The sequence below is a fragment of the Caecibacter sp. AF58-12pH5A genome (assembly GCF_027681725.1).
Lineage (GTDB): Bacteria > Bacillota > Negativicutes > Veillonellales > Megasphaeraceae > Megasphaera > Megasphaera hominis.
Genome location: NZ_JAQDBC010000004.1, coordinates 5,535 through 31,131, shown reverse-complemented (window position 1 = coordinate 31,131; position 25,597 = coordinate 5,535). Strand labels below are relative to the sequence as shown.

The following is a 25,597-nucleotide window of genomic DNA, read 5'->3' as shown; positions in this document are numbered from 1 at the left end:
GACTATGCGTATAATCGGACTTACAGGTGGGATTGCCACGGGAAAAAGCACTGTCGTAAACATGCTGCGTGCCCGTGGTGCTTGGATTATTGACTGTGATATTCTGGCCCGGGAAGCCGTAGCTCCCGGATCGTCATGTTTGGCGGACATTGCCTGTCATTTCGGCGAAAAAGCGTTACTGCCGGACGGCACGATGGACCGGGCCTATATCGGCAGTATCGTTTTTGCAAATCCGGCACGCAAAAAAGAATTAGAAAGCATTATCTTTCCGCAGATTCATAAACTGCTGGCGGAACGAATTGCCCACTTTAGAAAAAAAGATGAAAATTGCCTGATTTTTCTTGACATGCCCCTCCTTTTTGAGTTAAAATACACCTCGTACGTTGATGAAGTCTGGCTGGTGTATGTGGATCCGGCGGCACAGCTGAAACGGCTGATGGCACGGAATCAATATACTGAAAGCGAAGCATTGGCGCGCATTCATGCTCAACTTCCTATAGATGAAAAACGGTCATTGGCTCAGGTTGTCATCGACAATACCGGTTCTCTGGAAAGCACGGAAGAACAGGTAGATAAAGAATGGAATGAACTAAGAAACCGGGTTTGGTCTGAGGAGTAAGCTGTGAGACGGAGAAATAATACGAAGGTAAAAATTATTATAGCCCTGTGTCTGGCAAGCTTTTCAGCTATGTATTTTTACTCCTGGAAAGATGATGTAATGCGCAAGATTGTATACCCTTTGCAGTACGATTACATGGTACGGCAGTATGCCTATGAGGACCATGTGGATCCGGCCCTGGTGGCAGCAGTCATCCTTGTAGAAAGCAAATTCAATCAGTCCGCAGCGTCCCATCGCGGGGCCAGCGGTCTCATGCAGATTATGCCGGACACGGGGAAATGGATTGCTGAGGAAATGGGTATTAAGAATTTTACGCCTGATCAGCTGAACGACGTACAGACCAATATCCGGATGGGTACGTGGTATCTCGCCTATTTGTTAAAAGAGTATGACGGCAATACGGTTCTGGCCCTGGCAGCATATAATGCAGGACGCGGTCATGTCGACGAATGGATGGAAAAGTATGGCTGGGATAAAAACTTTGAAAAAATTGAAGAAATACCCTTTACAGAGACCCGGGAATATGTTAAGATGATTTTGTTGAAGCGAGAAAGATACAAAGCCCTGTATAACTTTTAGTTTCTTTTTTATGCGGTTGTGGCGGAATGGCAGACGCGCTGTCTTCAGGCGGCAGTGATCGTAGATCGTGTGGGTTCAACTCCCACCAACCGCACCAAGTTGTATTATGGATGATACATTGATTGAAACACTCAAACAATGGAATATCTCAATGAATCTCCCACCTCAGGTGGGAGATTTTAAATTAGTGAAGGAATTTCGGCCTCTTTCAGATCAAGGTGCTGATAGCGACTATCTTATCTTTACCTATGAGAATGAAAAAAACGGCTGGACCGTCAAGGCGACGCTCAATGCGGCGACAGAGGAATTCTTTATCCGTACGGATATTGGCATGCTGGAGTTTGCCTTAGTGGAATTCATTACAGAAGATTTTGCCATCTTTCGCCGAAACGTTGAAGGACGGCTGCCGGCGTTAATCCGCGATTATTATGTGGAACGGCAGAATAACTTCAGCGTGCTCCTCATGAATAAGGGGATAACGACCGTAGCCTGGGACGATGTCCTGCCGGAGCAGTACAAGGGGTTGCAGCGTACGGTCAGTCCGAACGATGCCGTCCGCATTATTAATGGCTCCTACATGATACTGGCCTATTATGACCGGCAGACACGGAGTGGTTTGTCTTTGATGTATAATATTCTGCGCGACGATTTCTTCGCTGAACGACGCATTCATAATTTTCCTAACCTCGTACATGATTTCGATAGCAGCGATGTAAGAGTATTGCACGATTCGTTAAAAAAACGTCTCGTACCGGTCCTCGACGCGATTGTTGCCGACATGGCAGAGCCTGAGTAGCTTTTTTCGTTGTCAGCAGGCCCTGTTGGTGGTATACTCTAATTAATTAGATGGAAACTTTTCTAAGAGTGGGTGAAAGCCCACTCTTAAATTTTACTTACGTGCATTTTTGAGAAAGATACAGGTGACATATGGGACGCGAACATATTGAAGATTTGGTAGCAAAGGAAGTAGAAAAAATCATCGCAGGCTCAGACCTGGAACTGGTGGACGTCGAATACGTCCGGGAACGGAATTGGTATTTACGTGTATTCATCGATAAACAAGGCGGCGTCGATTTGGAAGATTGCCAGTCTGTCAGCGAAAAACTGAGCAAGGTACTGGATGAAAAAGATCCCATTGGTGACAATTATCTTTTGGAAGTATCCTCGCCAGGTCTGGACCGCGTATTGAAGAAAGAAAAAGACTTTATCCGCTATCAGGGACGAACAGTAGATATCCATTTCTTTAAGCCCTACGATGGAACAAAGCTGATCGTGGCGGACCTGGTAGAAAAAAATGGCGATACCCTCAAAGTGCAGTATAAGGACCATTTGGAAGAACTGCCCATGAAAGAGATTTCCCAGATTCGTTTACACATTGATTTTTAGTGGAGGTATTAGAAAGTGAACAAGGAATTACTGAATGCGATTGAGTTTTTGTCTAAAGAAAAGGGCGTATCGAAAGACATCATCTGTGACTCATTAGAAGCCGTACTGATTACAGCTTATAAGAAGGAACCGGATGCAAATCCCAATGCTGTCGCAGAACTGAATCGTACGACCGGTGATTATAAGATCCTGGCACCCAAAACGGTAGTGGCAGAAGTGGAAGATGAAGAATCGGAAATCTCTCTCTCTATGGCACACATTATGGATTCGTCCTACGAAGAAGGCGATGTCGTCAACGTCAATGTCACGCCGAAGAATTTTGGCCGTGTTGCTGCCCAGGCAGCTAAACAGGTCATGATCCAGCGCCTGCGTGAAGCAGAACGGAACATGATCTACGATGAATTTTCCAATCGTACCGATGATATCATCACGGGGATTATTCAGCGCGTAGAACAGCACAACGTATATGTCGACCTGGGAAAAGCCGAAGCTGTTTTGCCGGCTTCGGAACAGATCCCGACGGAAACCTATGCCATCGGCCAGCGCATTAAATGCTACGTCGTAGAAGTCCGTAAGACGACTAAGGGTGCCCAGATCCTCGTATCGCGGACACATCCGGGCCTGCTCAAACGCCTTTTTGAACTGGAAGTTCCGGAAATTTATGATGGTGTCGTTGAATTGAAATCCGTTGCCCGTGAACCGGGCCGCCGTTCTAAAATTGCCGTCTATTCCCGTGATGCCAACGTCGACTCTGTCGGTGCCTGTGTCGGTCCGAAAGGCGCCCGTGTACAGAATATCGTAACGGAACTGCAGAACGAAAAAATCGACATTGTCAAATGGGACGAAGATCCGGCAGTATATATTGCCAACGCCTTGAGCCCGGCTTCTGTCGTTTCCGTTACTGTTGACGAAGCAGAAAAAACATCGAACGTCGTCGTACCGGATTACCAGTTATCCCTGGCAATCGGCAAGGCCGGACAAAATGCCCGTCTGGCAGCCAAACTGACAAACTGGAAAATTGATATTAAGAGTGAAAGCCAGGCTGCAGAATTAGCTAATGAAGCACCGGCTGTCAGCGAAGTGCCGGAAACGGACGATCTCTTGTCGGAATTAGCAGTCCCGGCTGCAGCAGATACACCGGCCGTTGCAGAAGAGCAAGACACTGACGCTGAGGCTGCGAAAGAGTAGGTGACAGGCATGAAAAAGAAAAAGGTACCTTTACGGGTCTGTGCGGGCTGTCAGGAACAAAAGAGCAAGAAAGAAATGATCCGCGTCGTCCGTACGCCGGAAGGAACTGTAGAAATTGATAAGACCGGCAAAAAGGCCGGCCGCGGCGTGTACATTTGCCAAAATGAAGCCTGTCTCGAAAAAGCCTATCAGGAACACCGCCTGGAACGGTCTTTGAAGACCAAGGTTTCTGCAGAAATATATGAAGCCCTCCGCCAGGAGCTCTTATGACCGGGCGCGAGAAGATTTGGAACCTCCTGGGTCTCGCCTGCCGGGCCCGCAAGACCATTTGTGGTGCCGGTGCGGCGGAGAAATTTTTAAAGAAACATCGGGTTCCGTTGCTGTTCATCGCGTCAGACGGCGGCGATAACGCCGTAAAGTACCGGCGCTTGGCAGAGCGTCGTAGCATGACAGTGATTGACATATTTACGAAGGAAGAATTAGGTGAAGCCGTAGGAAAAGCGCAGAACGTCATCATCCTGTTAGATGACCCGGGCTTTGCTAAAGCGATAGATGATGTAAGCAAGATGATGTAGAAGGGGGTAACCAGATGACGAAACGAGTATACGAAGTCGCAAAGGAATATGGCGTATCGTCCAATGATGTTATCAAAGTATTGGAGGAACATAATATAAAAGCTACTAACTTTTCAAGTGTAAACGATAAAGAAAAAGATTTGCTCGACAAAACATATCATAAAAAGCCTGCCGATAACCAAGGCAAAAAGACAAATACAGCTCAAGCCGGCCAGAATGACAAGGGCCAGCACAAAAAAGAAAATGGCGACCGGCAGAATCAAAATAAAAATGGCGGCAATACCCACCAGAATGATAATAGCAGCAAGCACAATAATGCGCATAATCATAACGCTGGCGGTGGTAACCGCAGCCAGCAGCCGCAGCGCAATAATCAAAACAATAACCAAAATAATGGCCAGAATAACCATAAAAAGGGCGGCACGCCGGTCCAGGGTATGCAGCAATCCCAGCAAAATCACCAGCAAGGTGACAATAAGCGTACGAAATACTTTGGCCATGCCAAACAGAACGGCGATAACCGCAATACATCATCGGATAATAAAAATCGTCATAACAACAATAACCACGGAAAGAACAATAACAACCAGGGAAACAACCGGCCTCATACCCTCTTGTCTAACGTCCTGAATAAAGGGAAACACAAGAATAAGCGGAATAAAGGGCAGTTTGCCAACCAGCACACACAGGAAGCCCCAGTGAAAAAGACCAAGAATTACCCTACGTCTATCGAGTTGCCGGAAACGATCATCGTAAAGGATTTTGCCGAACGCTTAGGCCGTGAAGTCAGCGAAGTCATTAAGAAGCTCTTCATGGATGGTTTTATGGCAACGATCAACCAGGAAATCGATTATGAAACGGCCTCTATTATTGCTGATGAATTCGGCGTAACCGTCACGCAGGAAGCCCCGCCGGAAGATCCTACGGAAATTGAAGAAATCGTAGATGCCCCGGAAACGCTGAAAACGAGACCGCCTGTAGTTACCATTATGGGTCACGTCGACCACGGTAAGACAAGCCTCCTCGATGCGATCCGTCAGAGCAGCATTACCAGCCACGAAGCCGGCGGCATTACACAGCACATCGGTGCCTATCAGGTCCGTTATGAAGGCAAGAAGATCGTCTTCATGGATACGCCGGGGCATGAAGCCTTTACGGCTATGCGTGCCCGCGGTGCTCAGGTAACGGATATTGCCGTCCTCGTCGTCGCCGCTGATGACGGCGTTATGCCACAGACCATTGAATCGATTAACCATGCCAAATCGGCAGGCGTACCGATTATCGTGGCCATCAATAAAATCGATAAAGAAAGCGCTAATCCCCAGCAGGTTATGCAGCAGCTTACGGAATACGGCCTGATCAGTGAAGAATGGGGCGGCGATACGATCATGGTTCCCGTTTCGGCCCACAAGAAAATCGGCCTTGACGACCTTTTGGAAAACATCCTCGTCCTCGCTGAAGTACTGGAATTGAAAGCGAACCCGGACCGTCCGGCCCAGGGCGTCGTTATCGAAGCCAAGCTCGACAAGGGCCGCGGCCCTGTCGCTTCTGTCCTCATTCAGAAAGGTACACTCCATGTAGGCGATACGATTATTGTCGGTTCCTGCTATGGCAAGGTCCGTGCCATGACCAGCGAACGGGGTGAACGCGTCAAGAAGGCGGAACCGTCTATTCCGGTAGAAATCCTCGGCCTCAACGACGTTCCGGAAGCCGGCGATATCCTCAACGTGACGGACGAAAAGACAGCCCGTTCCGTTGCGGAAAAACGTTTGGAAAAGAAACGCTCGTCGGAATTACACGTCAATGCCAAGGTCACCCTGGATGATCTCTTTAACCAGATCCAGCAGGGGGAATTGAAGGAATTGTCCCTTATCGTCAAGGGCGATGTACAAGGCTCTGTCGAAGCATTGAGCCAGTCCCTGATGGCAATCAAAAGTGATGAAGTCCGTATTTCGATCGTCCATGCCGGCGTCGGTGCCATTACTGAATCGGATATTATGCTGGCCTCTGCCTCTAATGCCCTGATCATCGGCTTTAACGTACGGCCTGATGCATCGGCCCGCAAGGCTGCAGAACATGAAAATGTTGACATGCGTACATACCGCGTCATTTACGATGCGATTAATGATGTCGAAGCAGCCATCAAGGGGATGCTCGAAAAGAAATACGAAGAACATATTACGGGCCGGGCAGAAGTCCGTCAGGTCATTACGACGCCGAAGGTCATCGTTGGCGGTTCCTATGTCAAGGAAGGCAAGATTACCAGCTCCTCTAAGATCCGCCTGATCCGCAATGGTATTGTCGTACACGAAGGGGCTATCGACGGCCTGCGTCGTTTCAAGGATGACGTAAAGGAAGTTGCCGAAGGGTACGAATGCGGCATTACCCTGGAAAACTACCGTGATATTAAGGAAGGCGATGAAATCGAAGCCTACGAAATGGTAGAAGTTGCGCCGGAATAAAGTGAGGAAGTAACTATGGGTGAATTACGAGCACGTAAAATACAAGAATTTATTAAGCAGGAAGTGTCTAACATTATCCTGCGGGAATTAAAGGATCCGCGCATGGGCTTTGTTACCGTCACGGATGCACGCATTACCGGTGATCTGCGGGAAGCTACGGTCTATGTCAGCCTCTTTGGCGACGACGCACAGAAGAAGGATACATTGAAAGCGCTGAAAAGTGCTAACGGCTATATCCGTTCTGAAGTAGGCAAACGCCTGGGCATCCGCTATTCGCCGACTATCGAATTTAAGGAAGATACTTCTCTGGATTATGGCATGAAGATCGATAAGATTCTTCATGATATCGAAAAGAAGGACTGAGGCACATGAATTGTTCTGTTTCTGAACTGAAGGAACTCTTAGGGCAGTATGAACATATTTTGCTGACAGCTCACGTCAATCCTGACGGTGATGCTGTCGGCGCCTTGGCGGCGACCGGGGAAATGCTTAGGGCCTGGGGGAAACAGGCAGTCATCGTGTTAGATGATGACGTAGATGATAAGTTTGATTTTTTACCGGGCATCCGGACTGTCTATAAGCCGGACGATGTAAAAAACGATGCGTCGTGGCTGACACTGATCCTCGATGCTACGGGGGTAGACCGCATTGGCAAGACGGCGGAGCTCATCCGCGGCCCCTTGGTGAACATTGATCATCATATTTCCAACGCCCATTTTGCTGATGCTGAGTATATCCGGCCCGATTATGCCGCAACGGGTGAAGTATTGACTGACCTCTTTACGCAGTGGGGCTGCACCATTACACCAGCAATGGCCAATGCCTTATATTTGGCTATTGCTACCGATTGTGGCTTCTTTAAATTCAGCAATACGACAGGGCACACGTTGCGCATGGCAGCGCTCCTCGTGGAAGCGGGAGCACAGCCTAATGTCATTTCTGAGCATTTGGAAGCCCAGTCTCTCGTGAAGCTGCAAGCTCTTTCGGAAGTGCTGAAGCACATCGACCTTTATGGCGATGGCAAAGTGGCAGGGATTACCTTTACGCCCGATATCCTGCAATATACAGGGGAACACACGGGTGGCTATATCGATTATGCCCGTACCGTCAAAGGCGTAGATGTGGCCTTTACGGTCAAGTACATCAGCGCAGAGGAAACGCGGGTCAGCCTGCGCTCCAAGGCGACCGATGTCAATGCCATTGCAGCCGTCTTTGGCGGTGGCGGTCATATCCGCGCTGCAGGCTGTACGATCAAAGCCCCTTTGGCTGAGGCGAAAACTATGCTCATAAAGGAAATACTGAAAGCCCTATGATACATGGAATTGTCAATGTTTTAAAACCGACAGGCATGTCCAGCCACGATGTGGTTGGGCAGCTGCGCCGGATTTATCAAATGAAAAAAGTCGGTCATGCTGGTACGCTCGATCCGCTGGCCGCTGGCGTCCTGCCGGTCTATCTGGGGCAGGCAACGCGTCTCATCGAGTATGGTGACAGTGATATTAAGACGTACCATGCCGAATTCACGCTGGGCCTGGCGACGGATACAGAAGATATTACAGGTCAGGTCGTACAGACACTGCCTGTACCTGCCATGACGGATGCACTGGTAGAGGCGGCGCTGCAGACGTTCTTAGGTGAAACAGAGCAACAGCCGTCACGGTATTCTGCCATCAGCATCAACGGCGTCAAAGCCTATAAGCTGGCACGGCAGCATCAGGATTTCGTCTTGCCGGCACGGCAGATTACGATCCATGATATTCGCCTTTTGGCCTATCATGACGGCCGGGGCGTCTTAGCCGTAACCTGTTCCAAAGGGACCTATGTCCGTTCCTTGATTCGCGACCTGGGAGAAAAACTTGGTACGTGTGCCTGCATGTCCTATTTGGTCCGCGTGCGTGCCGGCCTGTTTGATATCAGTTCGGCAGCGACGCTGGAGGAACTGGAACAGGATCCGCAACGCTATGTCCTGCCGGCCGACCAGGCGATTCAGTCCTTGAAAAAAGTGCGGCTTACAAAACAGCAAGGTACGTTCCTCCTGCAGGGCCGTGCCGTGCCGTTCGCCGGCCGGGGTCTGGCACAGGGAGAAATTCTGCGCGTTTATAATGAAGCCGGAAACCTCATGGGCATTGCCCGCTTTGATGTAGAACATCACGTGATCCGGCCGCATAAAATGTTTGCAGAGCTATTGTGAGGTAATCAACCATGGATGTTTTTCATTCTTTTGAAGAGGTGCAGCACTATCCGCAAACGGTAGTGGCGCTAGGCACGTTCGATGGCGTTCATTTAGGCCATCAGAAGGTCATGCACGAAGCCTTGAAAAAAGCAACGGAACTGCAGGCAAAAGCCGTCGTCGTCACCTTTGCGGCGCATCCTTTATCGGTGCTGCGTCCGGAGAAGGAACCGGCACGGCTGGCGACGGTCGAACAAAAAACGCGGTACATCGAAGAGCAGGGCATGGATGGCCTCGTCCTGCTGCCGATGAACCGGCATCTAATCGATGAATCGCCGGAAGAATTTTGCCGTCAGCTGCTGCAATATATGAAACCGAAAGCCATCGTCGTCGGCTCCAATTTTACGTATGGTGCCAAAGCGGCTGGCAATACGGATACGCTGCGTGAGTTTATGCAGGCCTATAACGTGCCGGTCTGTGTGCTGACCTTACTCGGCAGTCCCGGTCATCCCACGCCGATTAGCAGTACGGTCATTCGCAAGCTTGTCGCCCAGGGACACATGGAAACGGCAGAACTCCTGTTAGGCCGCCCTTTCGAACTGGAAGGCAGTGTTATGCCCGGCGACCATCGTGGCACGACAATCGGCTTTCCAACGGCTAATATGCACATTCCGGAACACATGGCTATGCCGCCGGATGGCGTCTATGCCACTGGCGTCTGGCTCAATGGAAAAATCTGGCCGTCTATGACCAATATTGGCAATAATCCGACCTTTGCCAATCAATACCGCCGCATTGAAACCAATATTTTGGACTGGCATGGCGATTTGTATGGCCGGCAGCTGCGCTTGTTCTTTTATAAACGGCTCCGTCATGAAATCACCTTTGTCGAAACGGACATGCTGATCCGGCAGATGGAACAAGACCGGGAACACGTCCGGACTTATTTTGCACAGAGAGAAAACAAATTAAAAACGAATAGCAATGATTGATGATGCATAAATCCGACTAAATTGTTTTAGTCGGATTTTAATCTTTTTCTAATCTTCTTTAAATTGAATTTATATCATAATAATGATACAATAAATATATAATTAAGGTATGCGTTCGGATTAAAGAAGGAGTGGATTGAAATGAAATTTTCAAATCTTGCTAATGGTTTAAAGGCTTCGGAAATTCGGGAACTCTTGAAATTGACGGCTCAGCCGGACATTATTTCGTTTGCTGGCGGCCTGCCGGCTCCGGAACTCTTCCCGCTGGAAGAATTAAAGAAAGTAGATGCAGCTGTCATCGATAAGGAAGGCCAGGCAGCCGTACAGTATGGGACGACTGATGGGTATGTGCCCCTGCGTCAGCACATTTGCGAACGGATGAAAAAATCCTTCGGCGTAGATTGCAAGGTCGATGAAGTATTCATTACATCCGGCTCCCAGCAGGGCTTATCCTTTATCCCTCAGATTTTTCTGAATCCTGGCGATGTAATGCTCGTTGAAAGCCCGACTTATTTAGGTGCCTTGAACGCCTTTAAACTGTGCGGTCCGGAATTCGTAGAATTGCCGACAGATGACAAAGGTGTTATTCCCGAAGAACTGGAAAAAATACTGAAGAAATATGGCGATCGTATCCGCCTGGCCTATGTCATTCCGGAATTCCAGAATCCTACCGGTGTAACCTGGCCGATTGAACGGCGCAAAGCCTTTATGGATCTTATCAACCAGTATGATTTCCCGGTTATTGAAGATGATCCGTACGGCGAACTGCGCTATGACGGCGACAAGGTTCCATCCTTGAAATCCATGGATATAAAAGGCAATATCATTTTCCTGGGATCGTTCTCGAAGATCATGATGCCAGGTCTGCGTGTTGCCTGGATCGTAGCCGACCCGGCTATTATCGATAAATGCGTTAAATACAAACAAGCTGCCGATTTACAGACGTCATCCTTTGCACAGCGTCAGGTTTCGTTCTTCCTCGATATGTATGATATCGATGCTCACATCAAGGAAATCTGCGACCTCTATGGCAAACGCCGTACATTGATGCTCGATAAGATGAAGGAATACTTCCCGGCAGAATGCACCTTTACGTATCCGGAAGGCGGCCTCTTCACATGGGTAACGTTGCCGGAAGGTATGGACGCCAAGGAATTGATGCCGAAGGTACTGGAAAAGAAAGTTGCCTACGTACCGGGCGGTGCGTTCTATCCGAATGGCGGCGGTGAAAACCACTTCCGTATGAACTATTCGTGCATGCCGGAAGATAAGATTATCGAAGGCGTAAAACGGTTAGGCGATGTATTAAAAGAAGAAATTGCCAAAATGAAATAAGCTAATCTATAAACGAGAGGGACAGTGGGGCATCTGCAGCACTGTCCCTCTTTTGTATGGTGCATGCTGCTTTTACCATGTTTGCAATCTCTATATATTGGTGTTATAATTTTACCACTGGGGAAAAAATAAAACAGGGGTGATTTTTATGACAAAATTTTCTGATTTTGCAAATACGTTACAGGCATCTGACATTGCAGAACTCTTGGCACTGACGGAAAAACCGGAAGTGATTTCCTTTGCCGGCGGTTTGCCTGCACCGGAACTGTTCCCAATCGAAGAAATGAAACAGGTTGATCAGGCTATTTATGAAAAAGAAGGCCGTCAGGCTGTACAGTATGGTACGACAGAAGGATATGTACCGCTCCGTGAAGGAATCGCCAAACGTATGAAGAAATCTTTCTTTGTCGACTGTGAACCAAAGGATATTGTTGTTACGACCGGTTCGCAGCAGGCACTCTTTATTTTATCGCAGATCCTCGTCAATAAGGACGAAACCATTGCTATGGAAAGCCCGTCCTATATGGGCGCCATCATGGCTTTTGATCCTGTACGTCCGAAATATATTGAAGTACCGACTGATGACAAGGGCATTGTTCCGGAAGAACTCGATGCGATCCTGGCTAAAGATGACAGTGTCCGCATGATTTACGTTATTCCTGAATTCCAGAATCCGACAGGTATTACGTGGCCTGTAGAACGCCGTAAAGCGTTTATGGATGTCATCAATAAATATGATGTCGTCGTTGTAGAAGATGATCCGTACGGTGAAATCCGCTATGATATCGAAAAGTTACCGTCCTTGAAATCCATGGATACGCAGGGCAAGGTTGTCTTCCTGGGTTCCTTCTCGAAGATTTTCATGCCGGGCCTGCGCCTGGGCTGGACGATTGCCAATCCGGAAATCATCGACAAATTCGTTAAATTCAAACAGGCTGTTGACCTGGGCACGTCGACCTTTGGCCAGCGCCAGGCAGCGTATTACTGCCAGATGTTTGATATGGATGCACACATTAAAGAAATCAACGCACTCTATGCAAAACGCCGCGATTTGATGTGTGAATCCATGAAAAAATATTTCCCTAAAGAATGCACCTTTACGTATCCGCAGGGCGGCCTGTTCACATGGGTAACCTTGCCGAAAGAACTGGATGCGAAAGAATTGATGCCTAAATGTCTGGAAAAAGATGTAGCCTATGTACCGGGCGGCATTTTCTATCCGAATGGCGGCAATGGCAATCACTTCCGCCTCAATTATTCCAACATGCCGGAAGACCGCATTGTCGAAGGGATCAAACGATTAGGGGAAGTATTGACCGAAGCATTGGCCAAATAAGCCGTGCCGGTTATCATGTACGTAGAGAAGGGCGTGCCATTAGGGCATGCCCTTTTTTTCAGGAAAGGAGACTTGTTTTGCAGCCCACAGACATTTTAAAACAATATTTTGGTTATTCCTCTTTCCGGCCGGGTCAGGAAGAAGTAATCAAAACACTGCTGGCACGACGGGATTGCCTGGCTATTATGCCGACGGGTGCAGGGAAATCCCTTTGTTTCCAGATTCCCGGGCTTATGCTTCCCGGTATCACCCTGATTATTTCTCCGCTTATTTCGCTCATGAAGGATCAGGTGGATACACTGGTCAATCAGGAAATCCCGGCAGTTTATATCAATAGCCAGTGCACGTGGGATGAACTGCGGCAGCGCTTTTCGGAAATCCGGGCTGGCCGTGTGAAACTCGTCTATATTTCACCAGAACGGCTGCAAAATGAGTTCTTTACGTCTTTTATGCAGACCCAGCCTATTTCCTTGGTAGTCATTGATGAGGCCCATTGTGTTTCCCAATGGGGACACGATTTCCGGCCCAGCTATTGTGGAATCAGCGCCTGGGTGGAAGCCTTGCCCCAGCGGCCTGTAGTAGCGGCTTTTACGGCAACGGCGACGGAAAAGGTAAAAAAGGATATGCAGCAGCTCCTGGGACTCAGGGAAGAGCGGGTCTTTGTCGGTGGCTTCGACCGGCCTAATTTGTACTTCCGTGTTATCCGTGATACGGACCGGACGCGGTTCATATTGGCCTATTTGGCCAGTCATCGGGAGGATAGCGGCATTATCTATGCGGCAACGCGCAAAGAGGTGGACCGCCTCTATACGGAAATACGGCATCAGGGCTTTTCCGTCGGCCGCTACCATGCAGGCATGAGTGACGAAGCCCGGAAGAAAGAACAGGAACGGTTTACGTATGATAAGATACAGGTCATCGTTGCGACCAATGCCTTTGGCATGGGCATCGATAAGAGCAACGTCCGCTACATTATCCATTACCAGATGCCGAAAAACATCGAAAGTTACTACCAGGAAGCCGGTCGTGCCGGTCGTGACGGCGGTCCCGGTGAATGTATTCTCCTTTTTAGCCGTCAGGACATTATGATTCAGAAATATCTCATCGAGCATTCTGTCCATACGGCAGAGCAGCAGCAACGGGAACAGGATATGCTGAACCGCATGGTCGGCTATTGTGAAACCAGGGGCTGCCTGCGCCAGTATATTCTTTCTTATTTTGGTGAACGCCCGGAATGGACTGCCTGCGGCAAGTGTGGCAACTGCGACCAGGAAGTCGTAGAAGAGGACCAGACGAATATCGTCCGTCCGATTTGTGCCTGTGTCGATGAATTAAAGGGCCGCTTTGGTATGACACTGGTCTGTGATATACTTAAAGGCAGCCAGTCAGCCAAGGTAAAGCAGTATGGTTTCCAACGCCTCGTCCTTTTTGGTGCCCTCAGCAACTTTACGGGCCGGGAAATTCGGGATAGCGTACGTCAAAGTGTCCTCGACGGATATTTGCAGCAGTCTGAAGGCAAGTACCCTGTTTTATCTCTCACGGCGTTAGGACGGCAGGTCCTGGCAGGCAAGGAACGGGCCATCCAGAAGGTAGCCGTACGGCAGGAACCGGAACTGGCTGCCGTACCGAAAAAAGCGAAGAAAAAGACCGTGGGCACCATCGATGAAGAGGCCTTGCGTCCCATCTTTGACGTGCTCCGCCAATTGCGTCTGGAATTGGCACAGGACGAAAACATTCCGCCCTTTGTTATTTTCTCCGACGCCACCTTGTGGGCGATGGCCCAGGAGCGCCCTCATACACTGGAGGAAATGAGTAATATTAAAGGCGTCGGTGCCTTTAAGCTGCACAAATATGGTCCTCAGTTCATAGAAGCGTTGCACAGCTTTGAGTAAAGGGAGAGTGAATGCGCGTGAGTAACGCAGATACACAATATTTGGATATGGTAGAGCGGATTCTAAAGGACGGCTATTATTCCAATAATCGCACGGGAATTCCAACGTATAAACTGCCTCACCAAATTATGCAGTTTGATCTGGAAAAGGAATTTCCAATTTTAACGACAAAATTCGTTGCCTTCAAGACGGCTATCAAAGAAATCCTCTGGATTTGGCAGCTTCAAAGCAATGATGTACGGGAATTACAAAAGATGAACTGCCACGTCTGGGATGAATGGATGCGTCCCGATGGTACGATCGGCAAAGCCTATGGATACCAGATCCGTAAATATAAGCAGGTCGATACCCTGCTGGAACAGCTGACAAAGGATCCGCAGAACCGGCGTATGATTGTCAGCCTGTGGAATATAGAAGACTTGCCGGACATGGCCCTTCAGCCCTGTGCCTATCAGACCCTTTGGGATGTCAGTGACGGCCGACTGAACTGTATGCTCATTCAGCGCAGTGGTGACATGGGCCTGGGCGTGCCTTTTAACATGGCCCAGTATGCTGCCTTGGTGCACATGATCGCCCAGGTTACCAACCTGCGTCCCGGCCTCTTTACGCATGTCATCAATAATGCCCACGTTTATGAAAATCACGTAGAAGCCATGCGGACGCAATTAGCCCGGCGCGACCAGGCATTTGCAGCACCGGTACTGAAACTCAATCCGGACATCCACAATTTCTACGCCTTTAAGCCGGAAGATATTGTTCTCGAAAATTATCAGCACCTGGGCAAGATTTCTATGGAGGTGGCTGTCTGATGCTCCACCTCATTGCTGCCGTCTGCCAAAATGGCGGCATCGGTAAGGACAATGATCTCCTCTGTCACCTGTCAGCCGATTTGAAACGCTTTAAATCCCTGACTATGGGCCATACGATGATCATGGGCCGCAAGACCTTTGAGAGCTTGCCGGGCCTTTTGCCAGGCCGGCCCCATTGGGTGTTGACGAGCCAGGCAGGGTATGGCTCGCAGCATGCAGGCGTTACGGCTTTTCACAGCTTGGAAGCCATCCTCCAGGCTCTCGATCCGGCAGAAGAGTATTACGTCATTGGCGGTGCGTCTTTGTATGCCGCCTTTTTGCCACACGCAGACAGCCTGTACCTGACGGAAATTGCAGCGGCTTTACCGGCTGATACGTATTTTCCGGCGTATGATCAGTCGCAGTGGCGCGAAGTAAGCCGCGAAGAGCATGCTGCCGATGACCGGAATGTCTATGCTTTTTCTTTTGTGCATTATATTCATAAATAAGGATTTTCCGTATGCATTTTAGTTATATGGAAAATAAATAAAAAGTTGACATTAAGGCATGGGTGTGATAGAATTACATTCAGAGCTAGAGAATAGCTGCATTTGTTTTTTCTTAGGAGGATTTTGTTATGCACGGTAAAGTAAAATGGTTTAGCGCAGAAAAAGGTTATGGCTTCATTGAAAGAGAAGATGGTGGCGACGTTTTCGTACACTTCTCCGCTATTCAGGAAGATGGTTTCAAATCCTTGACAGAAGGTCAGGAAGTTGAATTTGATATCGTAGACGGCGCACGTGGCCCTCAGGCTGCTAATGTAACTAAAGCCTAATTAATTACGCGCTATTAGATATAGAAACCTTTTAATCGGTAACTCCTTGGGAGTTACCGATTTTTTGTTTTCCCGCTTATAACAGTTCGCACATAGGTAAAGAAAAACAATTGGTTTAATTTACAAAAATATTGCATAAAAACTTGTAATTATAAAATGACTATGGTATGATATACCTATGTTCCAGGTAAGACACAGTTTATAAGCGATTTGGAGGATGAATATACATGAAACATGCAAACAGCTTTAGCGACTACAGCGTAGAAGAATTAAAAGGAATTTTGCTACTGGCAGAAAAAATCAAACAAAATCAGCAGGCTTTTTCTCATTTGCTGGATGGTAAAAAACTGTATACCCTGTTCGAAAAGACGTCGAACCGCACGTATCTCTCCTTCAATATCGGCATGGAAGAATTAGGCGGCAAATCGTATAATCAATTGTGGAAGGACAGCAACTTTACAATTGGCGATCTGCCCAGTGAAGTCAAATACGTTGGCCGTAATGTAGATTGCATTATGGGCCGCTTTAAGAAATCGGAAACGACCCACGCCTTTATGGATGCATCGATCGTACCGGTAATCAATGGCTGCGATAATACGTTTCATCCGACACAGGCTCTGGCCGATATGCTGACTCTCTATGAAAAGACAGGTCATTTCGATGTCAAAGTACTGTACATCGGTGCCAAGAATAATACGTACAATTCCCTCTGTGAAATCGTGACGAAGCTGGGCGGCACTATGTACGGTCTCACTCCGTTCAGTCAGGTCATGGGTGTAGATGACTCGTTCTACAAGGAACTGAAAGAAACGGGCCGGTATATCGAATTGTCCGATCAGATCAGCAAAGACGATCTGAAAAAAGTCGTAGCTGACGTAGACTGTGTCTACACGGATACGTGGGTGGATATGGAATTCTTTACCAACCCCGATTATGCGGAAAAGAAAGACCAGATCATCAGCATGATGAAGCCGTATCAGATCGATGGCGATCTCATGGCCGGCACGGATACGATGGTCTTCCATGATATGCCCATCCACCCGGGCTATGAAATTACGCAGGATGTCGTAGATGCTCATTTGGAAACGATTCTGGACGAAGCAGAAAACCGGCGCCATGCAGAAAAAGGCCTGCTCGTATACCTCATTACAGGCAAACTCGACTGGTAACGATGCACGTTCCATACGCTCCCTTTTAGGGAGCGTATTTTTTTGTAGTCAAGAACTGGTATGGTGGAGTATAATAAACAAAAAAGAATAGTGAGGAGGCACATATATGAAAATAGTAGTAGCAATGCCTGTTACAGAACAACAGAAAGGCTGGCTGCAGACGGCAGCACCGGGCCATACCTTTTATTATGCGGACACGACGGCAGCCGTAGGCGTTGAAGTCCCATCTAGTGAGTTGGCAGATGCCGAAGTCATTATCGGCAATCTTTCCCCCAAACTCGTGCAGCAGGCGCAAAATCTGCGCTGGATGCAGCTTAACAGTGCCGGCAGCGGTGCTTACGTACAGCCTGGTATCTTACCGGACGGCGCGTTACTTACGAATGCCACCGGCGCCTATGGCCTGGCTTTATCGGAGCATATGCTGGCCCAGCTGCTTGCTATGATGAAGAAACTTTTTACGTATTACGATAACCAGAAACAAAACCTTTGGCAGGATGCAGGGCCGGTCACGTCTGTCTACGGTGCTACGGCACTGATTACAGGTTTTGGCGATATTGGCAGTGAATTTGGCAAACGCCTGAAAGCCTTAGGTGCCCACGTCATTGGCATTCGCCGCCGCAGTACGGACGTGCCGCCTGAAGCAGATGAAATGGGAACGATGGACCACCTGGATGAATACCTATCCCGGGCTGATATCGTAGCCACGAGTCTTCCTGATACGCCGGCAACACGCTATCTCTACAATAAAGAACGCTTTGCTGCCATGAAAAAAGGCGCCTGGTTCCTCAACATTGGCCGGGGCAATTGCGTCGTCCAGGCAGATCTCATCGAAGCCGTACAAAGCGGCCACCTGGCCGGGGCAGCCTTGGATGTAACCGATCCGGAGCCCTTGCCGGCAACGGATCCTATTTGGCAGGTGCCGGGAATCTATATTACACCACATGTTTCGGGCGGCTTCCACCTGCAGGCGACGCATGACCGGATCATTCAGATTGCCTGTGAAAACCTCAAGGCCTATCTCAACGGCCAGCCCCTAAAAAATATAGTAGATTTTACAACCGGTTATAAGAAATAAGGAGGACGAAGACATGCTAAAAACGATTGGCTTTATCGGTGTAGGTATTATGGGCAAGCCTATGGTACGCAACCTTATGAAAGCAGGCTTTTCCCTGCGCATTTATGCCCGGACCAAGGCGAAAGTCGAAGACGTCATCAGCGAAGGTGCTGAATTTTTCCCGACTATCGGTGAATGCGTACAAGGCTGTGACGCTGTGATTACGATGGTAGGCTTTCCTAAAGACGTAGAAGACGTGTATTACGGCGAAGGCAATATTTTTGCAGCGGCAACAGCAGGCCAGTACCTCATTGATTGCACGACTACCAGTCCGAGCCTGGCAGAACGTCTCCATGAAGATGGGGCAAAAAAAGGTCTCCACGTTTTGGATGTTCCTGTTACCGGCGGCGAAGGCGGTGCTATTAAAGGTATATTATCTCTCCTCGTCGGCGGTGACCGGGAAGATTATGAAGCCTGCCTGCCTATCTTTAAGGCCGTTGGGACCAATATCAATTATTTTGGCAAAGCCGGCAATGGCCAGCATGCCAAAATGGCAAACCAGATTCTCGTAGCCGGTGCCTTAGGCGGTGTGTGCGAAGCCCTGGCATACGGGAAAGCCGAAGGGTTGGATTTGCAGGCGCTCTTTGATGCCGTTTCGACCGGTGCCGGCGGCAGCGCCCAGCTGAGTGCCTTAGGCCCCAAAATTTTGGCTGGCGATTTCCGTCCCGGCTTTTATATGAAACATATTATTAAAGATCTGCGCCTGGCTACAGAAGAAGCCGAACGCAAAGGCCTTACCCTGGATGTGGTGCCTAAAGTACTGGCTGATTTCCGTGAACTGGAAGAAAAAGGTCTGGGTGAAGAAGGTTCCCAGGCACTGATTAAACACTATGTTCATAAAAAAAACTAATTTATAGACGTATTTCTGGAAGAAACCTTGTCGTATACGGGCAGGGTTTCTTTTTATTTTACATAATTATGACAGAGGCCAGGCATAAAACTTACAGAGTGCGGTTACACTTAGACCTGTAATTATGAACTTATTCTACATGGGAGATGAAATCGCAATGTACTCTTTACATCGCAACAAAAAAAGCTCTGGCTGCCTCTATCGCAGCCGTACTCTGTATGGCCTCTGTCGGCGTATTTGCCGCTACGGAACACTGGAATGATGCGTCCCTGACGCCGCAAATGACGACCCGCACAGCCGTATCCAATAATACGGACTGGCAGCAGTGGAAAGCCCATTGGGACGAAGTAAAGTCCAACTATGAACAAGTATCGATCGCACCAGGTGCCGATGCCTCTAAACTGAATTTTGGCTGGTACTCCAAAGACAAAGCCGACCAGTCTAAAGTCCGCATCTCTAAAAACGAAGATATGAGTGATGCTAAGACCTTCAAAGGCTCGAGCAAAGCCGGTACAGTCATCGAAGGCGTAACGTACTACAGCAACAAAGTTACCGTCAAAGGCCTGAAACCTAATACGACGTACTGGTATCAGGTAGAAATCGACGGTCAGTGGCAGGCAGCCCAGAAAATCGTAACGGGCGATCCCCACGATTTCTCCTTCATGTATGTCGGTGACCCGCAGATCGGCGCTTCTAAAGGCCAGACACCATCTGATGGCAATGCCAAACAAAATGCGGAAATCGCTGCCCGTAACGATGCGTATAACTGGAATAAGACACTGAACAGTGCCTTGGCACAGCATCCGGAAATTGACTTCCTCGTTTCCCCTGGCGACCAGATCAACGAACCAGCTGAAGACCAGTCCGCCGCTAAGATCCTCGAACAGGAAACGGAATACGCCGGCTATCTCTCGGCAGCAGCCCTGCGCAACCTGCCGGAAGCTTCCAGCATTGGTAACCATGATAGCATGACGACAGGGTACCAGAACCACTTTAACGTACCGAATCCGTTCACGGACGAAACGAACCCGACCAAAGCCGGCCATGGCTATTACTATACCTATGGCAACGCCCTCTTCATCGTCATTAACGCCAACAATTACAACGTAGCCGATCATCAGAAGCTGATTGAAAAAGCTATCAAAGCGCATCCGGATACAAAATGGCGTGTTGTCGTTATGCATCAGGATATTTACGGCAGTGGTCTTGATCACTCCGATTCCGACGGCATCCTTTTGCGGACGCAGCTCACACCGATTTATGACGCCAATAAGATCGACGTCGTTCTTCAGGGCCATGACCACACGTATGCCCGTACGTATCAGCTGAGCAGCGACGGCAAACAGCATGCTACCTTCGATGAAGTCAAGGTTCCCGGCCAGAGCGGTCAGTCTCATAAGCTCCTGAGCACAGCTCTCAAAAATAAAGATTTCAAGGCCAACTACGAATCGCAGAATATCTGTTATACCATTGAAGATATGAGCCAGGGCGTACTCCATAACCCGAAAGGCGTCTTCTACATGTCTTCGAACTCGGCTACAGGTTCCAAGTTCTATAACCTCATTCCGCAGCAGCAGGATTACATTGCTGCCCGCAGCCAGACGTGGCGCCCGACGTACTCCGTCGTACGCATTACGGACAATGCCTTTACAATCACGACGTATGATGCGGAAACGGGTACACCGATCGATAGCGCCTACAGCATCGTCAAAGACTAATGCAGAAGTATATTTTCCGCTTAATCCTGATTGTAGTACTTCTTTGTGGCGGCGCCTATTTTCTCGTAGCCTGGAATCAGGTAGATAAGCCGGTCCTCGTCAATACGGACGGGCGGACCTTCGAAAAGGCACAGGTCGTTTCTATCGTCCGGGACAACTTGCAGGAAAACGGCAGCCGTGTGGGTGATCAGATTGTAGAAATTGAGCTGGAAACTGGCAGTCATGCCGGCGCCAGGGAAGAGGCGAACTGTCCGAACGGCCTTCTCTTTGGCACGGTATGTGAGCCAGGTATGGAAGTCATCGTCATTACCAGCCAGGTGGGAGAGCTGAAGCTCCATACAGTATACAACATAGACCGGTCACTGCCTCTCTACGCTTTTATCGGCGCCTTTCTCTTGCTCCTCTGTCTCATTGGTGGCAAGAAGGGAATGAAGTCAGCGGCTGCGCTGGTATTCACGTTTATCTGTTTTGTATTCTTCTTCTTTCCCATGCTGCTTCGTGGCATCAACCCGATTGCGGCGGCCTTGATTACCTCAGCCATTGTACTGGCAGCAACCATATGGCTGATCAACGGAAGCACGCGCAAGGCCGCCATGGCCTTTCTGTCCACGTTGGGCGGAATTACCGTGTCCTGCCTGGCAGCCGTCATCTTTGGCTGGATGACTCATCTTTCCGGGTACAATGTACCTAATATAGAGAACCTCATGTTTGTAGCGCAGAATACGGGCATGGACGTAGGAGAGCTTCTTTTTGCAGGCATCCTCTTCGCCAGCCTCGGTGCAGTCATGGATATTGCCATGGACATCACCAGCGCCTGCTACGAGCTGGTCCGGCATAATCCGGATATTACGCGGCAGCAGTTATTCCAGGCCGGTATGAACGTGGGCCGGGATGTTATGGGCACGATGGCAGCAACCCTGATTTTGGCGTTTTTCGGTGGCTCCCTGGGTGTCTGGGTCATGGACTACGTGTACAATCTGCCGTACTTACAGCTTGTCAATTCCAATGCCATTGGCATTGAAATCATGAAAGGCTTTTCTGGCAGCTTTGGCGTCATCCTGACAGTACCTATTGCGGCAGCTCTCAGTATGCTCCTCAAACACAAAAAAGACGCATAACCTCATACGTATGGTGACCCCCTCTTCTGAAGGAATGGAAGAGGGGGTCTTTTTATTCGTAATAACAAAATTTTTATACTACTTATACCAAGTACATCTTTTATGCTTTTTTATATTGTTTTCATGTATGATCATTATTTACATTGAATATACAAGGCGCATATGGTAATATAAACATATATCCTTTTTGTAGTTTAAGGGAATAAATATTCGTTTTGAAGCTGTAAAAGAAACAGCTGGGAAAGAGGCTGCATATGAGTCAAAGAACTGATATCCATAAAATCCTGATTATCGGCTCGGGTCCGATTGTTATTGGTCAGGCCTGTGAATTCGACTATTCCGGCACACAGGCCTGCAAAGCCTTACGTAGTCTGGGCTATGAAGTCGTTCTGGTCAACTCCAATCCGGCGACGATTATGACGGATCCGGAAATGGCTGACAAAACCTATATTGAACCGTTGAATGAAGAATGCGTAGCCCGAATTATTGAAAAAGAACGGCCCGATGCGTTGCTGCCAAATCTGGGCGGCCAGTCCGGCCTGAATTTGTGTGCCGAACTGTATAAGGCCGGTGTCCTGAGTAAATACGGCGTCCAAGTCATCGGTGTACAGGTAGATGCTATTGAACGGGGCGAAGACCGCATTGCCTTCAAAAAGACCATGGACGACTTGGGCATTGAAATGGCCAAGAGCGAAGCCTGCTACAGCGTAGAAGAAGCTCTCGATACGGCAAAAAAACTGGGCTATCCTGTCGTCCTGCGTCCGGCCTACACGATGGGTGGTGCCGGCGGCGGCCTGGTTCATGATGAAGAAGAACTGCGTACTGTTTGCGAACGCGGTCTCCAGGCCAGCCTCATTCATCAGGTACTGGTGGAAGAATCGATCCTGGGCTGGGAAGAACTGGAACTGGAAGTCGTTCGCGATAAAGACAACCATATGATCACGGTCTGCTTTATCGAAAACGTCGATCCCGTCGGTATTCACACGGGTGATTCGTTCTGCACGGCACCGATGCTGACTATTCCCGAAGACGTGCAGCAGGAACTGCAGCGCCAGGCCTACAAAATTGTCGAACACATCGGCGTCATTGGCGGTACAAACGTCCAGTTTGCCCGCGATCCCAAGACAGGCCGCGTTGTCGTCATTGAAATTAATCCGCGTACGTCCCGTTCGTCTGCTCTGGCTTCTAAAGCAACGGGGTTCCCTATTGCTCTCGTTTCGGCCAAATTGGCAACGGGCCTGACCTTAGCGGACCTGCCTTGCGGTAAATACGGCACTCTCGACCGCTATGTGCCGGATGGCGATTATGTCGTTGTCAAATTTGCCCGCTGGGCCTTTGAAAAATTTAAAGGCGTTGAAGATAAACTGGGCACACAGATGCGTGCCGTCGGCGAAGTCATGTCCATTGGCAAAAACTACAAGGAAGCATTGCAAAAAGCCATCCGTTCCTTGGAAAAGAACCGTGCCGGTCTCGGCCATGTGGCAAAATTTGAAAACCTTTCCCTGGACGCATTGCTGACCCTTTTGGAAACGCCTACATCGGAACGGTATTTTGAAATGTACGAAGCCCTGCGCAAAGGAGCCACTGTAGAAGATATCCAGTCGCGTACCATGGTCAAGGCCTATTTTATTGAACAGATGAAAGAGCTGGCCGACGAAGAAGGGGCACTTCTGCAATATAAAGGCAGTGTGCCGGCTGATGCGGCCCTCATTCAGGCCAAAAAAGATGGCTTCTCCGATGAATACCTGGGTCAGATCCTGGGTGTTTCTGAAGATGCAATCCGGACGCGCCGCCTGGCTCTTGGTCTCGAAGAAACGTGGGACGGCGTACACGTAAGCGGTACGACGGACAGCTCGTACTATTATTCTACCTATAATGCAGCGGACCATAACCCCATTGCAGCCGATGAAAAGAAGATCATGATCCTCGGCGGCGGCCCGAACCGGATCGGCCAGGGCATCGAATTTGACTACTGCTGCGTCCACGCGGCCCAGTCCCTGAAAAAACTCGGCTTCCACACGATCATCGTCAACTGCAACCCTGAAACGGTTTCTACAGACTACGATACGTCGGACAAGCTGTATTTCGAACCGCTGACCCTCGAAGATGTACTCAGTATTTATAAAAAAGAAAAGCCCTTAGGCGTTATTGCCCAGTTTGGCGGCCAGACGCCGCTCAATTTGGCTGCCAAATTAAAAGCCGAAGGCGTCAATATTCTAGGAACGACACCGGAAGTCATCGACCTGGCAGAAGACCGCGACCAGTTCCGCGCTGTTATGGATAAACTCGGCATCCCCATGCCGGAATCCGGCATGGCCACGACAGTCGCCGAAGCGCAGGCTATTGCAGCCAAAATCGGGTATCCCGTTATGGTACGGCCGTCGTACGTTCTGGGCGGACGAGGCATGGAAGTTGTTCACGACGAAGCCTCTATGGCAAACTATATGGAAGCTGCTGTCGGCGTCACGCCGGACCGGCCTATCCTCATTGACCGTTTCCTGCACAATGCCCTCGAATGTGAAGCGGATGCGATCAGTGACGGTACAGATGCCTTCGTGCCTGCTGTCATGGAACATATTGAACTGGCAGGGATTCACTCCGGTGACAGTGCCTGCATTATCCCCAGCCGTACGATTAGCCGGGAAAATCTCGATCTCATCAATGAATACACCCGCAAGATCGCTGTCGAAATGCACGTTGTCGGCCTGATGAACATGCAGTATGCTATTGAAGATGACAAGGTTTACGTTCTCGAAGCCAATCCGCGTGCTTCCCGTACGGTACCGCTTGTATCCAAGGTCTGCAATATCCGCATGGTACCCTTAGCTATTGACGTCATGACGGCTTCTATTACAGGCCGTCCGTCGCCGCTGCCGGAATTGAAGGAACAGCATATTCCGTACTACGGTGTAAAAGAAGCGGTATTCCCCTTCAATATGTTCCCGGAAGTCGATCCGGTGTTAGGGCCGGAAATGCGTTCTACAGGCGAAGTGTTGGGCTTGGCACAAACTGCCGGCGAAGCGTATTTTAAAGCCGAAGAAGCTGCTAAAGCAACGCTGCCCCTCAAGGGTGCCGTCCTCATTTCCGTCAGTGATGCAGATAAACCGTACGTTGCGGCCATTGCCCAGCGCTTTGCCGAAGATGACTTTACGATTTATGCGACGGATAAGACGTATCGCCTTCTCCAGGCAGCCTGCATTCCTGTACAGCGCGTCAATAAAATTTCCGAAGGTACACCCCACGTGGAAGACCTGATCACCAACGGGACGATCCAGATTGTCATTAATACACCGTCACCTGTAAAAAATTCGGCTGTCGACGATGGCGCCTTGCGCAAGGCTGCCGTCCGTGCCCGTATTCCCTACGTGACGACCATTGTTGCCGCGAAGGCCAGTGCCGATGGTATTCACCGCATGATTACGCATGGCCGCAGCCCTGTCCTGTCCCTGCAGGAATGGCACCACATGATTA

The 25,597-nt window shown here is 49.2% G+C and carries 24 protein-coding genes and 1 tRNA gene; all 25 read left to right on the top strand.

Features of this window, described 5'->3' with window-relative positions; translation table 11 throughout:
* Positions 1–4: 4 nt before the first annotated feature.
* Positions 5–619, top strand: coding sequence for a dephospho-CoA kinase (coaE, locus tag PGX44_RS03145; RefSeq protein ID WP_498854222.1), 615 nt, complete (start codon positions 5–7; stop codon positions 617–619).
* 3 nt (positions 620–622) lie between these two features.
* Complete coding sequence (locus PGX44_RS03140) at positions 623–1,198, top strand: lytic transglycosylase domain-containing protein (protein WP_480207284.1); 576 nt, start codon at positions 623–625, stop codon at positions 1,196–1,198.
* Positions 1,199–1,210: 12 nt separating this feature from the next.
* Positions 1,211–1,295: transfer RNA gene (locus tag PGX44_RS03135), tRNA-Leu, on the top strand.
* A 90-nt stretch (positions 1,296–1,385) separates the two neighbouring features.
* Entirely contained in the window at positions 1,386–1,994 is a 609-nt protein-coding gene (locus PGX44_RS03130) for a hypothetical protein (RefSeq protein ID WP_498854221.1), read from the top strand.
* Positions 1,995–2,125: 131 nt separating this feature from the next.
* Complete coding sequence (gene rimP, locus PGX44_RS03125; protein WP_498854220.1) at positions 2,126–2,584, top strand: ribosome maturation factor RimP; 459 nt, start codon at positions 2,126–2,128, stop codon at positions 2,582–2,584.
* A gap of 15 nt (positions 2,585–2,599) precedes the next feature.
* Positions 2,600–3,772: a transcription termination factor NusA gene (gene nusA / locus PGX44_RS03120; RefSeq protein WP_498854219.1), complete on the top strand. Its 1,173-nt coding sequence runs from the start codon at positions 2,600–2,602 to the stop codon at positions 3,770–3,772.
* Between the two features lie 9 nt (positions 3,773–3,781).
* Positions 3,782–4,042: an RNase P modulator RnpM gene (gene rnpM / locus PGX44_RS03115; protein WP_498854218.1), complete on the top strand. Its 261-nt coding sequence runs from the start codon at positions 3,782–3,784 to the stop codon at positions 4,040–4,042.
* Complete coding sequence (locus PGX44_RS03110; RefSeq protein WP_498854217.1) at positions 4,039–4,347, top strand: L7Ae/L30e/S12e/Gadd45 family ribosomal protein; 309 nt, start codon at positions 4,039–4,041, stop codon at positions 4,345–4,347. Before rnpM ends, PGX44_RS03110 begins: the two co-directional genes overlap by 4 nt.
* A 14-nt stretch (positions 4,348–4,361) precedes the next feature.
* Positions 4,362–6,809, top strand: a complete 2,448-nt coding sequence (gene infB / locus PGX44_RS03105; RefSeq protein WP_498854216.1) for a translation initiation factor IF-2 — start codon at positions 4,362–4,364, stop codon at positions 6,807–6,809.
* Positions 6,810–6,824: 15 nt separating this feature from the next.
* Positions 6,825–7,172, top strand: a complete 348-nt coding sequence (gene rbfA / locus PGX44_RS03100) for a 30S ribosome-binding factor RbfA (RefSeq protein ID WP_186502047.1) — start codon at positions 6,825–6,827, stop codon at positions 7,170–7,172.
* A 5-nt stretch (positions 7,173–7,177) separates the two neighbouring features.
* On the top strand, positions 7,178–8,122 hold the full coding sequence (locus PGX44_RS03095) for a DHH family phosphoesterase (protein ID WP_498854215.1): 945 nt from the start codon (positions 7,178–7,180) through the stop codon (positions 8,120–8,122).
* A complete protein-coding gene (gene truB, locus PGX44_RS03090) occupies positions 8,119–9,000 on the top strand; it encodes a tRNA pseudouridine(55) synthase TruB (RefSeq protein WP_498854214.1) in 882 nt (293 codons plus the stop codon). The genes PGX44_RS03095 and truB overlap by 4 nt, the downstream gene beginning before the upstream one ends.
* 11 nt (positions 9,001–9,011) lie before the next feature.
* Positions 9,012–9,971 (top strand): bifunctional riboflavin kinase/FAD synthetase, encoded by a 960-nt coding sequence (locus PGX44_RS03085; RefSeq protein WP_498854213.1) that lies wholly within the window; start codon positions 9,012–9,014, stop codon positions 9,969–9,971.
* Between the two features lie 141 nt (positions 9,972–10,112).
* Positions 10,113–11,306, top strand: a complete 1,194-nt coding sequence (locus PGX44_RS03080) for an aminotransferase-like domain-containing protein (RefSeq protein ID WP_498854212.1) — start codon at positions 10,113–10,115, stop codon at positions 11,304–11,306.
* A gap of 148 nt (positions 11,307–11,454) precedes the next feature.
* Positions 11,455–12,642: an aminotransferase-like domain-containing protein gene (locus tag PGX44_RS03075; protein ID WP_498854211.1), complete on the top strand. Its 1,188-nt coding sequence runs from the start codon at positions 11,455–11,457 to the stop codon at positions 12,640–12,642.
* Between the two features lie 77 nt (positions 12,643–12,719).
* On the top strand, positions 12,720–14,534 hold the full coding sequence (gene recQ, locus PGX44_RS03070; protein ID WP_498854210.1) for a DNA helicase RecQ: 1,815 nt from the start codon (positions 12,720–12,722) through the stop codon (positions 14,532–14,534).
* A gap of 17 nt (positions 14,535–14,551) precedes the next feature.
* Entirely contained in the window at positions 14,552–15,343 is a 792-nt protein-coding gene (locus tag PGX44_RS03065) for a thymidylate synthase (protein WP_498854209.1), read from the top strand.
* Positions 15,343–15,831, top strand: a complete 489-nt coding sequence (locus tag PGX44_RS03060) for a dihydrofolate reductase (protein ID WP_498854208.1) — start codon at positions 15,343–15,345, stop codon at positions 15,829–15,831. Before PGX44_RS03065 ends, PGX44_RS03060 begins: the two co-directional genes overlap by 1 nt.
* Before the next feature lie 128 nt (positions 15,832–15,959).
* Complete coding sequence (locus tag PGX44_RS03055) at positions 15,960–16,157, top strand: cold shock domain-containing protein (RefSeq protein WP_023054391.1); 198 nt, start codon at positions 15,960–15,962, stop codon at positions 16,155–16,157.
* 227 nt (positions 16,158–16,384) lie between these two features.
* Positions 16,385–17,326, top strand: a complete 942-nt coding sequence (locus tag PGX44_RS03050) for an ornithine carbamoyltransferase (RefSeq protein WP_498854207.1) — start codon at positions 16,385–16,387, stop codon at positions 17,324–17,326.
* A 106-nt stretch (positions 17,327–17,432) separates the two neighbouring features.
* On the top strand, positions 17,433–18,401 hold the full coding sequence (locus tag PGX44_RS03045; RefSeq protein ID WP_498854206.1) for a D-2-hydroxyacid dehydrogenase: 969 nt from the start codon (positions 17,433–17,435) through the stop codon (positions 18,399–18,401).
* A 13-nt stretch (positions 18,402–18,414) separates the two neighbouring features.
* Positions 18,415–19,290 (top strand): NAD(P)-dependent oxidoreductase, encoded by an 876-nt coding sequence (locus PGX44_RS03040; RefSeq protein WP_498854205.1) that lies wholly within the window; start codon positions 18,415–18,417, stop codon positions 19,288–19,290.
* A 218-nt stretch (positions 19,291–19,508) separates the two neighbouring features.
* Complete coding sequence (locus PGX44_RS03035; protein ID WP_498854204.1) at positions 19,509–21,008, top strand: purple acid phosphatase family protein; 1,500 nt, start codon at positions 19,509–19,511, stop codon at positions 21,006–21,008.
* Positions 21,008–22,126 carry a YibE/F family protein gene (locus PGX44_RS03030; protein WP_498854203.1) on the top strand — a complete coding sequence of 373 codons (1,119 nt, stop codon included), beginning with the start codon at positions 21,008–21,010 and terminating at the stop codon, positions 22,124–22,126. The genes PGX44_RS03035 and PGX44_RS03030 overlap by 1 nt, the downstream gene beginning before the upstream one ends.
* 254 nt (positions 22,127–22,380) lie before the next feature.
* Positions 22,381–25,597 (top strand): carbamoyl-phosphate synthase large subunit (gene carB / locus PGX44_RS03025; RefSeq protein WP_498854202.1); only part of this gene is annotated, 3,217 nt, incomplete at its 3' end.